This window comes from Thermomicrobiales bacterium (genome assembly GCA_023954495.1).
Taxonomy (GTDB): domain Bacteria; phylum Chloroflexota; class Chloroflexia; order Thermomicrobiales; family CFX8; genus JAMLIA01.
In genome coordinates, this window is sequence record JAMLIA010000087.1 from 1 (window position 1) to 13,038 (window position 13,038).

At 64.3% G+C, this 13,038-nt stretch carries 13 protein-coding genes; 3 read left to right on the forward strand and 10 right to left on the reverse strand.

Annotated elements, in window-relative coordinates; genetic code table 11:
- The coding region (locus M9890_13455) for an aminotransferase class III-fold pyridoxal phosphate-dependent enzyme (protein ID MCO5177958.1) at window positions 1-1,085 on the reverse strand (1,085 nt) is incomplete at its 3' end.
- An 82-nt stretch (window positions 1,086-1,167) separates the two neighbouring features.
- Entirely contained in the window at window positions 1,168-2,520 is a 1,353-nt protein-coding gene (locus M9890_13460; GenBank protein MCO5177959.1) for a beta-lactamase family protein, read from the reverse strand.
- A 180-nt stretch (window positions 2,521-2,700) separates the two neighbouring features.
- Between M9890_13460 and M9890_13465 the strand changes: the two genes are divergently transcribed.
- On the forward strand, window positions 2,701-3,654 hold the full coding sequence (locus M9890_13465) for a hypothetical protein (protein MCO5177960.1): 954 nt from the start codon (window positions 2,701-2,703) through the stop codon (window positions 3,652-3,654).
- A 66-nt stretch (window positions 3,655-3,720) separates the two neighbouring features.
- Here M9890_13465 and M9890_13470 read toward each other — a convergent pair whose 3' ends face one another.
- The gene (locus M9890_13470; GenBank protein MCO5177961.1) at window positions 3,721-5,109 is read right to left on the reverse strand and encodes a polysaccharide deacetylase family protein; all 1,389 of its coding nucleotides are present in this window, start codon (window positions 5,107-5,109) and stop codon (window positions 3,721-3,723) included.
- A 132-nt stretch (window positions 5,110-5,241) separates the two neighbouring features.
- On the opposite strand from M9890_13470, the gene M9890_13475 reads away from it, so the two are divergent.
- Complete coding sequence (locus tag M9890_13475; protein MCO5177962.1) at window positions 5,242-6,057, forward strand: hypothetical protein; 816 nt, start codon at window positions 5,242-5,244, stop codon at window positions 6,055-6,057.
- Window positions 6,058-6,067: 10 nt separating this feature from the next.
- Here the strand turns inward: M9890_13475 and M9890_13480 are convergent, their stop codons facing one another.
- The 3 genes from M9890_13480 to M9890_13490 form a co-directional block, all read right to left on the reverse strand.
- Entirely contained in the window at window positions 6,068-6,457 is a 390-nt protein-coding gene (locus tag M9890_13480; GenBank protein ID MCO5177963.1) for a DUF5615 family PIN-like protein, read from the reverse strand.
- A gap of 9 nt (window positions 6,458-6,466) precedes the next feature.
- Window positions 6,467-7,156: a DUF433 domain-containing protein gene (locus tag M9890_13485; protein ID MCO5177964.1), complete on the reverse strand. Its 690-nt coding sequence runs from the start codon at window positions 7,154-7,156 to the stop codon at window positions 6,467-6,469.
- A 100-nt stretch (window positions 7,157-7,256) separates the two neighbouring features.
- Window positions 7,257-8,129, reverse strand: a complete 873-nt coding sequence (locus tag M9890_13490; protein MCO5177965.1) for a metallophosphoesterase — start codon at window positions 8,127-8,129, stop codon at window positions 7,257-7,259.
- A gap of 159 nt (window positions 8,130-8,288) precedes the next feature.
- Here M9890_13490 and M9890_13495 point away from each other — a divergent pair, with 159 nt between their 5' ends.
- Complete coding sequence (locus tag M9890_13495) at window positions 8,289-8,828, forward strand: DinB family protein (protein ID MCO5177966.1); 540 nt, start codon at window positions 8,289-8,291, stop codon at window positions 8,826-8,828.
- Here the strand turns inward: M9890_13495 and M9890_13500 are convergent, their stop codons facing one another.
- From M9890_13500 to M9890_13515, 4 genes are all read right to left on the reverse strand, one after another.
- Entirely contained in the window at window positions 8,829-9,506 is a 678-nt protein-coding gene (locus tag M9890_13500) for a fused MFS/spermidine synthase (protein ID MCO5177967.1), read from the reverse strand. It lies immediately after the preceding gene.
- A 78-nt stretch (window positions 9,507-9,584) separates the two neighbouring features.
- Window positions 9,585-10,727, reverse strand: a complete 1,143-nt coding sequence (locus M9890_13505) for a pyridoxal phosphate-dependent aminotransferase (GenBank protein MCO5177968.1) — start codon at window positions 10,725-10,727, stop codon at window positions 9,585-9,587.
- A gap of 142 nt (window positions 10,728-10,869) precedes the next feature.
- On the reverse strand, window positions 10,870-12,246 hold the full coding sequence (locus tag M9890_13510) for a peptidase domain-containing protein (GenBank protein MCO5177969.1): 1,377 nt from the start codon (window positions 12,244-12,246) through the stop codon (window positions 10,870-10,872).
- A 220-nt stretch (window positions 12,247-12,466) separates the two neighbouring features.
- The coding region (locus tag M9890_13515) for a hypothetical protein (GenBank protein MCO5177970.1) at window positions 12,467-13,038 on the reverse strand (572 nt) is incomplete at its 5' end.

Consider the following 13,038-nt stretch of genomic DNA (forward strand, 5'->3'; position numbering starts at 1 on the left):
CCGCGCACGTCACCGATGCTCTTGTGCTTCTTCTGCAGCTCGCGCAGGCCGGGGCCGAGGACGTCGTCGCCGATCATCCTGGCGTTCTCGACGACCTTCTCTTCCTTCATCGCATTGAGCGCGCCGATGCCGGCCGCGCAGGCCAGCGGGTGGCCGGAGTAGGTCAGGCCGCCGTAGTAGACCTTGTCCTGGAACTTGTCGGCGATCTTCTGCGAGATCAGCACTGCTCCGAGCGGGACATAGCCAGAGGTCAGGCCCTTGGCGCAGGAGATCAGGTCCGGCTCGACGCCGAAGCCGGCCGAGCCAAACCAGTGGCCGGTGCGACCGAAGCCGGTCATGACTTCATCGAGGATCATGACGATGCCGTGGCGATCGCAGAGCTCGCGCACGCCCTGCAGATAGCCTTCGGGCGGTACGAGGATGCCGTTCGTGCCGACGATCACCTCCAGGATGATACCGGCGACGGTCTGCGGGCCCTCGTACATCACGACCTCTTCGAGGTGCGCCAGAGCCCGATCGCGCTCCTGCTCCTCGTTCTCGGAGTGGAACGACGAGCGATAGGTGTATGGGCCCATGAAGTGGACGACGCCGCTAATGGCCGGCTCCGACGCCCAGCGCCGTGGCTCGCCGGTCAGGGCGATCGCGCCGTGGGTCGCGCCGTGATACGAGCGATAGGCGGACAGAATCTTGTGCCGACCGGTCGCCTCGCGGGCGAGGCGGATGGCGTTCTCGTTCGCTTCTGCGCCGCCGTTGGTGAAGAAGGCCATGTTGAGGTCGCCGGGTGCCAGCTCGGACAGCATGCGGGCCAGCTCGGACGAGCGCTCGTTGGCGAAGCTTGGCTGGATCACGCACAACCGCTCGGCCTGCTCCTTGATCGCCGCGACGACCTTCGGATGCTGATGCCCGAGGTTCGTGTAGACGAGCTGGCTCGCGAAGTCGAGGTAGCGCTTGCCCTCGAAATCGAAGAACTCACAGCCCTCGCCACCTGCCACCGGCATCGGGTTGATCTTGCTCTGCGCCGACCATGAGTGGAACACGTGCGCGCGGTCATCGCGACGGACGCGTTCCTCGGCTTCCATGTCCATCAGAACCACTGTGATCTCCTTTCGGGACGCCGTTTCTCCGGCGTCTCGGTTCTCCCGCACCGCTGTGCGTCACCATAACACGCTACGAGTTCTGCTCGGTCCGATCGAAGAGGCGTCCGTGCATTCGCAGGTAGCGCGGCGCGCCGTCCGCCGTTGACACGACATCGATTCGGGTGCCCGCGGCCGGGCCGGCGGTGTTGATCAGCTCCCATTCGCTGATTGGCGCGAACGATTCGTCCGGCCAGCGCACCGGCTCGCCGCCGTTCGGCCCCGGGCTGGTCAGCTCCAGCCGGAATCCGTCGCCGTCGCGCACGAGGTCGATGGTCGAATCTGCCCCACTGTAGCGACCGGCGATGCGGTCGGCCTGCGCGTCGTCGAGGGTCACCGTCGCTGGCGACGGCTTGACGAGGCCCAGCTCCTGCTCCAGGAACCAGCGCTCGATGGCGCGATTGGCCAGGTCGCCGCGTCCGCTGTTCGTCAGTACGACGAGCGCCGCCTGCTTCTCCGGCACGAGCGTCAGCAGCGACTTGAAGCCGTTGATGCTGCCACCGTGCCCGATCACCTGCACACCGTCGATCGTGCGGATATCCCAGCCGATGCCCCACTGGTCGGCCCAGTTGGCGGCCTGCCGCTGCGGCTCGCGCATGGCGCGCAGCGTCTCCGCGCCGATCACCCGTTGGCCATCGACGGTGCCGTCGCCGAGATGGAAGCGGGCGAAGCGCAGCAAGTCCGGTACGTTCGCGTAGACACCACCGGCCGGCAGGCGATTGCGCGGATAGTACTGGTCGGCCGGTACGTGCTCGTCGGTGTCGGGCGTGCGCTGGTTATGGCCGAGGGCGTGCGGACTGGAAATCGCCTCGTGGCTGAAGAAGCAGGCGCGCTCCAGGCCCAGCGGCTCGAACAGCCGCTCGCGCATCAGCTCATCGAACGGTTTGCCGCCGACTACCTCAAGAATGCGTCCGGCCAGATGGAAGCCGGAGTTGCAGTAGAACCACAGTTCGTCCGGCTCGGCGTACTGGCGCAGCGTGTGGAACTCGCCGATTGCGCGCTCCAGCGCATCCGCACCCCAACCGAAGTTGACCGAGAAGTCGCCGAGCATGCCGGTCCCATGGGAGAGGAGATGCCGCGTCGTGATGCGATCCTCAATGCCCGCCGAGATGCGAACCCCCGGCAGATAGTGGCTGACCGGCGCGTCCAGATCGAGCGTGCCGTCATCGACCAGCATCATCGCCAGCGTCGACGTAAAGACTTTCGAGATTGATGCAATGCGGCAGAGCGAGTCCGCCCGCATCGGCTCGCCGGTCGTCAGCTTGGCGACGCCGATCGCGCCCTGCTCTTCGCTGTCGCCGCGCAGCACACCCCAGGCGATTCCTGGGATCGCCAACTGCACCTGCTGCTCGCGTGCGACTTGTTCCAGTGTCTCTGCTTCGGTCATTCACCCTCCCTCGTCGACTGTCATCGTATTGCCAATCGTATTGTCCGCAACTCCGCTGGATGTGCCAGCCCCTGCGCCGTGTTGATGGAACACGAATGGCGGGTCCGGCGTCATATATGCAGAATGTCGGCGGACGACGACGTCCGCGTAGCAGGACCAGTGATGGTCCCGGAGAAACTGATGATGCGATCACGAACCGATACACGCGCACCATCGTTACGCCTCTCGTTTGTGGCGCTGCTCGCCCTTGTCATGTTGCTTGGCGCGTGTGGTGAGGACGACGCCGTCGGTAACGGAGGAGTTGCATCGACGCCCACGCCATCCGCCAGCCCGACACCAGAACCGATCGAGCACCCGACTGGCGAGGATGATGTCATCCTGCAGATCACCTGGCAGGGCGGCTTCGCGCCGGTGGAAGCGCTCATCTCACGACTGCCGCTGGCGACGCTGCTGGGGAATGGCTGCCTCGTCACCGAAGGACCGCAGATCGAGATCTACCCGCAGCCGATCCTGCCGAACTTGCAGGAGGTCTGCCTGACCGACGAGGGCATCCAGGGCATCCTGAATGCCGCACGAGACGCCGGGCTGCTGGATGGCGACGCGACCTATGGCAACGACATGATCGCCGACGCCGCGACGACCGTTTTTGTCACGACCGCCGACGGCAAGACAACCACCGTCTCCGCCTATGCGCTGTACGAGGGCACCGAGCCGACCGGCACGCCGGAGGCGGACGCGGTCCGCGAGAAGCTGGCGACGTTCCTCAATCAGCTCGGATCGCTGCGCGACTGGCTGCCGGCAATGGCATTCAGCGGTGAGGACCACGCCTACGACGTGACGCGGATGCAGATCATCACGCTGCCTGTGCAGACGAGCCCGGACATGGCCACGCCGGAGATCGAGCCGCAGCAGCTCGACTGGCCGCTGGCAACCCCGCTCGCTGAGCTTGGCGAGCCATACCCGCTGCTGCAGGACGCTCGCTGCGTCGTGCTGGATGGCGACGACCTGGCCACGCTGATGACCCAGCTGCAGGACGCGAACCAGCTCACACAGTGGACCAGCGGCGACGACACCTATTCGCTGCTGATCCGTCCGCTGATCGGCGCTGAGGATGGTTGCGTGACGCAGCCGTAAGCACGCTCACGGATCACGACAACGCTGCCCCCGCTCCAGAACGGAGCGGGGGCAGCGTTTGAGCATCTACCGCAGATACACCGTGAACTGATCCAGCGACAGCGTGCCGCCGATCTCGATTCGTGGCTCGACCCACCACTTCTCCGGCGACCACCAGGTGCCGCCCCAGGCTGCGACCGCCGCGCGGTACCCGGCAGCCTCAACCGCCCAGATGACCCGGCTGTCGTACGCACCATAGGGATAGGCGAAGATGTCGACGCTCTGGCCGGAGATCGCCTGCAGAGCCGCGCGTGAATCGACCAGCTCGCTCCACAGCTGACCCTCGGAGAGGGTCGTCAGGTCCGGATGGCTGATCGAGTGGCTGCCGATTTCGTTGCCGTTGTCAGCTATCGCGCGAATCTGCCAGTCGGCCAGCGTCGATGCACCGCTGAGGATGAAGAACGTGCCGCGCATGCCGCGCTCGCGCATCGCCTCGGCCGCACCCCATTGCTCGACATAACCGTCATCGAATGTGATCGCGACCGGATTCGGTGGCAGCGTGCCGATCCCCGCGACCGCGTCATAGACCTCGGAGAGCGTCACGGTGTTGTAGCCATTTGCCTGTAGCCAGTCGAGCTGCTGCTCGAAGCGCCAGAGCGGGATCGTGTAGCGCGCCGCGTCATCGCCGACATGGTGATACATCAGCACCGGGATATTGAAGGCTCGCGGCGGAGGATTCCAGAGCGCCTCGTCGTAGTCCGGCACGCCGTCCTGCCGCGTGACGGCGGCGGTGTCGATGCCCAGTGTTGTGGCGCGGTCCGCGCCGAGTCGTCCGAGGAGGATCTCATACGGTGTCCCGGCGTGCTCGGGATGATATTCAAACCGCGCACGCTCGAAATACTGCACCGTGTAGGTCTGGCCGGTGTCGGAATTCACCTCGGCGAACTCTTCCGAGATCGGGTAGCCGAAGATGCGTAGCCCGCCGTGCGACTCCCAGTACGACTTGAAGCCGTAGCTGAGGTAGTGGCCGGTCGGTGCGTAGAAGGTGCGCTCCGGCGAATCGGGCGGGGCGGCTTCGGTTGGGATCGGCGTGAAGGCCGGGTCGGTGCGGTCGGCCGTCAGCCACGAGCCGAGCAGTGCGAACAGCACCTCATACTCAGTACCGGCATTCTCCGGATGCAGCTCGAAGCGCTCGCGCTCGAAGTACTGCACGGTCAGGCCGGAGTCCGGGTCGGTGAACGCCTCACTCAGTGGATAGCCGAACGTCGCCAGACCACCGAGCTTGCGCCAGGTCGAGATGAACGGCTCGCTGACGTGGTGACCAGTGGCGGGGAAGTAGACGATTTCTGGTGTCGCAGCGGCAACCGGTTGTGGTGTCAGCATCGTTCCGGCCGTCGCCAGGACCGTCGAGATGAGCAGGAGGATGGCGGGAAGTAGGTAGCTCGTGCGGATCCGCAACGGCGCGGCATGAAGCATGTGATTCGCCTAACACTAACCGGACAATGTTGATTGTCAGATGATACGCACAACTGTCCGGGTGTCCACCGCGAACTGTGCCGGTCATATACTGAACGTCAGCATTGCTCGAATATGGAGGGCCGTCAGCCAATGGAGAAGTTCATCTGTGTTACGTGCGGCACACAGTATCCGCCATCCGCACAACCACCGGACGGCTGCCCGATCTGTCTGGACGATCGCCAGTATGTGAACTCCGCCGGTCAGCAATGGACGACGCTCGACGAGCTTCGACGGAGCCATCGCAACCGCTTCATCGAGCTGGAGCCGGGACTGTCATCGATCCTGCCGGAGCCGAAGGTCGGGATTGGCCAGCGCGCACACCTGATCCAGACGGCGGCCGGCAACATCCTCTGGGACTGCATCGGCCTGATCGACGACGCGACGGTCGCCGAGATTCAGCGTCGTGGTGGGCTGGCCGGTATCGCGATCTCGCACCCGCATTTCTTCACCACGATTCATGAGTGGAGTGCGGCGTTTGGCGACATCCCGATCTGGATTCACGCCGACCTGCGCCAGTGGGTGATGCGCTCCGGCCCAGCCATCAACTTCTGGGAGGGCGAGACCCGTGAGCTCCTGCCGGGCGTCACGCTGGTTCGCTGCGGCGGTCATTTCCCCGGCTCGACGATTGTCCACTGGGCCGATGGTGCGGATGGGCGCGGCGTGGTCCTGTCTGGCGACACGTTCCAGGTCGTTGCCGACCGGCGTTGGGTGACCTTCATGTACAGCTATCCGAACAGCATTCCGCTCGATTCAGCCACGGTGCGCCGCATCGTCGCCGCCGTCGAGCCGTTCGACTACGAGCGCATCTACTGCGCCTTCGGCGGCATCGTCCAGGAAGACGGCTCCAGCGCAGTCCGCCGCTCCGCCGACCGCTACATCGCGCACCTGGAGGGACGGGAATCGTGATCGACTGCAGTCAGTAGATCATCAGGCCGTCGTGGCTTACCCGAATGATGATGCGCTTGTCGTCCTGCTTGCGGCGTCTCTCGTACTCAAACTCAATCAGGTCGATATGCTGCTTAAGCAGAGGGATCATGGCAGATTCCGAACATTGAAACGTCAGGAGACCGGCATTCATGAAATCTGCTGTCAGCGCATTTGGGTCGCGATGGATGAGCGGATGGAAGTGTTTCCTGTTGCGTGTGACAACGACGGCGTCAATCTGATGAGCGTACGCAACGACAATTGGGTCTTCGGTGCCGGGTGTCAGGTGATCCTGGACGCGAATAGCTTCATGTCCTCGCTGCTGGAGAAACAACCTGACCGACGTTCTGATGTTCTCATCGAGCAAGAAGCGGATAGCCACAACCGGTTGCTATGCGATGGACTGCGTCGCTGCATCCGGATCGAATGCCAGCGCAGCACGGACATCTTCTGGATGGAGCATTGGGAACTCGTTGAGGATTGATTCCTCGTCGTAGCCGTCGTCGGCAAGCTCGCGCAGATTCCAGACCGGAATTCGTGTTCCGGCGACCACCCATTCGTTCCGCATCACGTAGCGGTGACGCTCGATGATCCCGATGTCCTTCGGATCGCGTTGACGTAACTCTCGAAACGCCCCTTCGACTTCGGAGGCAATCTGACCAAGCTCAATCGGCAATGCCTCTTGCCCAAGAGGTCGATCAGAAATGAGCGCTTGAGTCACCGGATCCACGTAAATAATCTCGTCGCCACGCAGGAAGAAGCGGATACGCGACCATGGGTGATCGTACTGCTGCTTTAGCCACGCGCCGAGGTGGCGCAATCGCCGGAGTGACACACGCTTTCGCAGGTGCGCGAGAGCCCGGAGCGCAACAAGATCCTGAAACGAGTAGATACGGTTGTAGGGTCGCCCTGCACCTCGAGAAATGCTCGGCGCGAACACGTTGGTTTCGTCCCAGTATTGGAGCTGGCGCTGCGATAGCCCGGAAAGTCGCGCTGCTTGCCGCGTCGTAAACGCTCCGCTCGCTGAGGAGATGAGGGGACGCTCCTGCAACGATGGGTGCTGATCTACATCAACGGTCATATCTCTCTCCGCGTGGGATTCGTCCAGTTGGTGTCAACGATTGTACGATGCCTTCAGCATAATGGACGTATTCAATGATGATAGTTATCGCAAGCAGACTTCACTCCCACCGCATCTCCCGATCCTCATTGCGCCCACGGACCCAGGTGACCGTTGGTGTGTTGGCGGCGACGGTGGCGGGGGCGGCGGGGTGGGTCGTGATGCTGAGCGTGCCACCATCAACTTCGATCAGCCGGTACTCGGCCGGGAACTCGACGAGCGAGGCGGTGGTGACATGCAGCCAGGCTGGCTCATCTGTGCCGGACTCGACGATGTGGTGGAAGTGTTGGTGGCCGGCCAGGAAGAGCGTGCGGTGGCTGTCGCCCGTCAGTTCGGCCATCGTCCGTTCGCCGTAGGTGAGGGTGCCCGCGTTCTTGCCGGTCGGCGCGGCGGTGCGGATGTACTCGGACTGCCGGACGAACGGAAAGTGGCACAGGACGATCAGCAGAGCAGGCCCGGCTGCGTCGACACCGGCGCGCACAGCATCTACCTGCTCGGCGAAGGCATTCACCCACCAGCGGCCATTCTCTTGCCCCCACTCCGCATCCAGCGCCGCCACGGCGACCCCGTCCGGACGCGGCAGCATGACCTGCGGGACGAGTCCGGTCGGTGCGCGGTCGCCGAATATGCGGTTGAACGGCTCGCGGTCGCCGTCGCTGGTGACATCATGATTGCCACGCAGGACGATCCACGGCATGGTGAGCTGATCCAGCGTCTCGCGGGCCAGGTGAAGCTGTGCATCGCTCGCCGTGTCGGCGAGGTCGCCAAGGATGAGCGTGAAGTCCGGCGCGTCCGCGTTGATTGCGGCGACGGCGGCGGCGGCGGTCTCTTCCGGGTGGTCGGACAGGAAGCGGTTGTGCCAGCTGCCCTCGCGGGTCGAGCCGAGGTGCAGGTCGGTGACGACGGCAAATCGAGTTCGTGGATGTTGCGACATCTATGTACTCCGATCAGATATGCGGCAGGTGTTGCGCGAGGTGGCTCCTGCTGATTATCGTATGGGTGTCGCGACAGCGCAGGTGAGAGCAGCGCGATTCCACGTCGGTGCATGGTGAACCGGCATCTTGTCGTCGGGTGAAGTCGGAGGAGGTGGGGGATGGCAGACGAACGCATGGCGTTGGAGTTGCTCGAATCCCAGCTACGTCAGGTGCGCTCGTGGACGCGCGAATTGATCGCCGGTATGCCTGACGAGTGGATGCATCGGCGTGTTGACTGGACCGATTGCACGATCGCCTGGCACATGGGACACCTCGCCTGGGAGCAGGATGTCTTCGCGGACTCCGCCTTCGGCATCGGACGGCGTCTTGGTGACGATTGGGAGCGCCTGTTTAGTGCCGGTTCGGTGGTGCTTGAGCCGGAGGCGTATCCGCCGCCGGAGCGAATCCGGGCGGCGTTCAGCATCGCGCTGAACCGGTTTCTGGAACAGCTCGGCCAGACCGAGGATGACACCGTCCTGATGCGTCGTCGACGCGGTGGGCCGATGACGCTGCTGGAGCAGGTGCTGGTCCTCATCTACCACGAGGGCGAGCACGCGAGCAGCATCGGTACGCTGATCCGCTGCTTTGCCAAGGCTGATGGGGTCGCGATCCCCGGCGATAGCGCTGGCAGCCCGGCAGCGGATGCGACGCCGGCCTAGCTACGCCGAGGGCATTTCCTCAAGGACCGGGTCGGTCTGCGCGGGAGCGGGCTCTGCGTCGTCCGGCTGCGCCGCCTCGCCCCGCACGAGGCCGGTCAGGCCGATCAGTCCGCCGACGAGCGCGACGGCGGCCATCGACAGGAACGTCAGTCGTACGCCGATGCGCGGCATCAGGACGATGACCGGCACGAACGTGCCAACCAGTGAGCCGATCGTTCCGAGTGCGTAGATCGCTCCGGTCGATCGGCCGGCCGAGCCAACGCGCGGAATCACCAACCGGATGGCGGACGGCGTGATGATGCCGAGCAGGAACGGCGGCAGCGTAATCAGCAGCAGCACCGAGAAGAACAGCCCGGCGCGGAGACCACCGGCGTTGAATGTCCATTCCTGAATCTGATCGACAATCGGGCGACCGACGAAGGCGAGCCCGACGGTCCATAGCCCGGTAACCAGCAGGCAGACGGCGATGATGCGGTGGCTGGGATGGCGGTCGATCAAGCGGCCGCCGACGGTGTAACCGAGCGACAGGAATGCGAAGGTCAGGCCAATCACGATCGACCACAGGTCGTTCGTCGTGCCAAATGCCGGTGCGAGCAGGCGCTCGGCGGTCAGCTCGACGCCCAGCCCGACGACACCAGCCAGCACAACGCCGAGGCGAGCATATGCCTGAATCGTCATCGGGCGTCCGTTCGTTGCTGGGCAGCTGCGTGATGGGTCATCAGTTCGGTCGTCACCTGGTCTCGTTTCTGGTGTGCGCTATCCATCGGCCAGTACCTGGCGCATCCGCTCCAGCGCAGTCTCAAGGCGTTCGAGTGAGTTGGCGTAGGACAGTCGGAGATAGCCTCGGCCGGCTGCGCCGAAGGCAGCGCCATCCAGCACCGCGACGCCGCCCTCGTTCAGCAGTCGATCCGCGATCGCTGCCGAATCGCCGATCTGCGAGACGTTCGGAAATGCGTAGAACGCACCGGCCGGCATCTGACAAGTGATGCCGGGGATCGCGTTCAGCCCGGCGACGACCACGTCGCGGCGGCGGTGGAACTCGGCGACCATCGTATCGACCGCTGCCTGACTGCCGGTCAGCGCAGTTACGCCCGCTATCTGGGTGAAACCCGGGACGCAGGAGTGGCAGTTCACCGCCAGCCGCGTCACCTGCTCGGCCAGCGCGACCGGCATGACGCCGTAGCCGAGCCGCCAGCCGGTCATGGCATACGTCTTCGAGAAGCCGTCGAGGATGATCGTCTGCTCAGCCATGCCGGGGCGTGAGGTGATGCTCTCGAACGCGCCGTCGTAGACCATACGCGAGTAGATCTCGTCGGACAGCACCATGATGCCGCGCTCGGCGGCCATCTGGGCGATCTCGTCGAGCGCAGGTCCGGGGATCACGCCGCCGGTCGGGTTGTGCGGCGAGTTCAGGATAATCAGCTTCGTTCGGTCACTGATGAGTCCACGCAGTGTGTCCGGATCGACGGCAAAGCCATCCCCCTCGCGCAGCGTCAGCGGCACAGCCCGCGCCCCCGCGAACTCGACGGCCGAGGCATAGATCGGGAAGCCGGGATCGGGACAGATGACCTCATCGCCGGGACCGGCTAGCGCCAGGATGACGAAGAACATGACCGGCTTGCCGCCTGGAGTCACGACGACCTGCTGCGGCTCGACGGTAATGCCGCGCGTCTGACTGACATAATCGGCAATCGTCTGGCGCAGTTCGGGCAATCCGGCAGCCGGGGTGTAGTGGGTGTCGCCGCGGCGCAGCGCGTCGATACCGGCCTGGACGATGTGCTCGGGCGTGTCGAAATCCGGCTCGCCGATCTCCAGATGGATGACGTCGCGGCCCTGTGCCTCCAGCGCGCGGGCGCGCATCAGCACGTCAAACGCGCTCTCGGTTCCGAGCCGACTCATTCGCTCCGCGAGTTGCATGTCGCCCACCTCCGCCTGCCCGATCGTTACGTTGGTAACGATACCGCACAGCGTGGTGCGACTGTCCATCAAGCCGGGGCACTCGGGCCGATGATCGGCGGGTAATCTGGAGCGTTCGCTGCCGTTACTGCAGGCTGATCGAGCTCGCGTCGACAACGATCGTGATGTAGCCGCCACTACCCGCTTCGACCGTCCCCGAACCGCTGGAGAAGATGCTCGCGGAGAGTGTCTGGAAAGTGATCGACCCCGAGAGTTGGGCGCAATACGAGCCGGGTGTCACCTCGACGCCCGTCGTGAAGCTGCCCGTATCCAGCGCATAGCTCCCGATCGACGAGCCGCTGCACGAACCGGCGAAGATCTCGACGGTTGCCCAGTCGATGACCGCTTCCGCAGGCAGGTCGATGCCGCCGTTCGGTCCGACCACCGCGACGCTGAGCCAGCCTGTCGCCGGTGGGGCGGGGACGGGTGTGTTGGTAGGTGCCGGCGGTGCTGTTGGCTCCACGGCTGGGGGCTGTGTCGCAGTCGGCTGGCTGGATTCCGCCACGGTGGGCACCGACGTGCTGGTCTCCACCACCACTGGCACCCCGGCAGTTGCCCCGACGCGCCACTGCAGGTAGTGCGCGCCGACGTTGCCGGATTCGACCTGCCAGCCGTCCGAGTTCGACGGTGTCCAGGTCAGGCAGCGGCGCTCGAAGCATTGCAAGAGCACATCGTGCTCATCACCGGCGACCTTGACCGTCGCCCAGTAGGCGTCCGTGATCGGGTAGCCGGTTGCGTAGAACGGATTCGCGAACAAGCTGTCTGTTTCTGTCTGACCGTCCGTATGGACCAGACCGCTGGAATTCATGAACGTCCAGAAGACCGAGGCGACACGGTGATCGATCCCCGGCACCTGCACCAGATAGTCTGCCGTCGCGCCGTACTGCGCCAGCATCGGGTCGTCGGTTGTCGCACCGGCGCGATCTACCCGCGTGGTGATTGTCTGTCCGGCTGGAGCCGACGGCGCGTCAAGCAGCGTCCCAATGGTTCGGTAGGTTGGTCCGACCGAGTCGTCGATGTCGCCGGCCACCGGGATGTCGGCCGGTTCCGGCGATTCGTCGAACGTGTCGTCGCCGATCTGATACCAGCCGTTGGCCATCTCGACGACGAGCAGGCCACTCGTCACGTCCCACGGCGAAGCGACCTGACGAAAGTCGCCGGCCTCCATGCGGCCTTTGTCGAAGTACTGGACGACGCGCTTGCCGTCCGGCGCTTCGGCATACGGCTCCTGCAGCAGACCGGTGTCGGCCGCCGGACCCCAGATCAGGGCACGCTCGGCGGATTGCTCAGCAACCGGCTGATCGGTGCGCTCCCAGGTGCGTTGGAAGGTGTCGTTGCCCGGCGACTGGGCGACGGTCGGCTGAGCGACGAGCTGCGTCAGCGTCAACGCCAGCAACAACAATGCAACCAGCCCGTGCGCGAACCGGCGGGGATGATGATGAGATCGGTCGGTCGCGGCCATTGATGTTGATGCTTTCTACGCCTGCGGCTGCCCGGCGTCGCCGGTCGGGACGACTAGCTCGTACGAACGCGCAGAATCGCGGCATGTCTCGGAGTCTGACCCGCAGTATAGAAGTGAGTTGGCGCTTGCGTCAACGGCGTTGATCGCCGGAGACGAAGCGACCGCCCCATGTCAGGGAGCGATCGCTTCGTGAAGAGTAGACGCCAGGGTCTTGTCCCTGCTATGGGATCGATATTGAGCCGGCATCAATAGTGATCGTGATGTTCTCGTTATCTGCCGGATCGTTTGCCACGACAGTACCTGTGCCAGTTGCGTGCACGGTGCCGTTGTAGATCGTGCCGCCGAAGAGGACTGAAACGCTGGCGTTCAGTTGCGCGCAGTACGTACCTGCATCGACTGACGTGACGAGTGAGAACGTCGAGAGGTCGAGCGTTAGCGTCTTAATCACGGTGCCGGTGCAGGTGGAACCCGCATAGATCTTCACGTTGTGTGAGTTGATCGTGGTTCCGTCAGGCAACTCAATACTACCGTCGGGTCCGACAACATTCACATTCAGGTAGCCGGTCGGTACTGCGGTATTCGTCGCAGGCACTGTTGTGCTGGTCGCGGGCACCGTCGTGTTGGTTGCCGGAACCGATGTATTCGTCGCCTGCGGTGTATTCGTCGGCTCTCCCGGTGCCGTGGTGTTCGTCGGCTGCGGGGTGTTGGTCGGCTCGCCCGGTGCGGTCGTGCTGGTCGGCGTCGGCTCGGCCGGCGGCGTCAGGCCCGAGCGCCACGCATAGTAGTGCTGCC

What these genes read in the sequence shown, in the direction of transcription:
- M9890_13475 (MCO5177962.1), top strand. Translation starts at nt 5,242, where the DNA reads ATGGAGAAGTTCATCTGTGTTACGTGCGGCACACAGTATCCGCCATCC.
- M9890_13470 (MCO5177961.1), bottom strand. Translation starts at nt 5,109, where the DNA reads ATGCTTCATGCCGCGCCGTTGCGGATCCGCACGAGCTACCTACTTCCC.
- M9890_13465 (MCO5177960.1), top strand. Translation starts at nt 2,701, where the DNA reads ATGATGCGATCACGAACCGATACACGCGCACCATCGTTACGCCTCTCG.
- M9890_13460 (MCO5177959.1), bottom strand. Translation starts at nt 2,520, where the DNA reads ATGACCGAAGCAGAGACACTGGAACAAGTCGCACGCGAGCAGCAGGTG.
- M9890_13485 (MCO5177964.1), bottom strand. Translation starts at nt 7,156, where the DNA reads ATGACCGTTGATGTAGATCAGCACCCATCGTTGCAGGAGCGTCCCCTC.
- M9890_13495 (MCO5177966.1), top strand. Translation starts at nt 8,289, where the DNA reads ATGGCAGACGAACGCATGGCGTTGGAGTTGCTCGAATCCCAGCTACGT.
- M9890_13510 (MCO5177969.1), bottom strand. Translation starts at nt 12,246, where the DNA reads ATGGCCGCGACCGACCGATCTCATCATCATCCCCGCCGGTTCGCGCAC.
- M9890_13490 (MCO5177965.1), bottom strand. Translation starts at nt 8,129, where the DNA reads ATGTCGCAACATCCACGAACTCGATTTGCCGTCGTCACCGACCTGCAC.
- M9890_13500 (MCO5177967.1), bottom strand. Translation starts at nt 9,506, where the DNA reads ATGACGATTCAGGCATATGCTCGCCTCGGCGTTGTGCTGGCTGGTGTC.
- M9890_13505 (MCO5177968.1), bottom strand. Translation starts at nt 10,727, where the DNA reads ATGAGTCGGCTCGGAACCGAGAGCGCGTTTGACGTGCTGATGCGCGCC.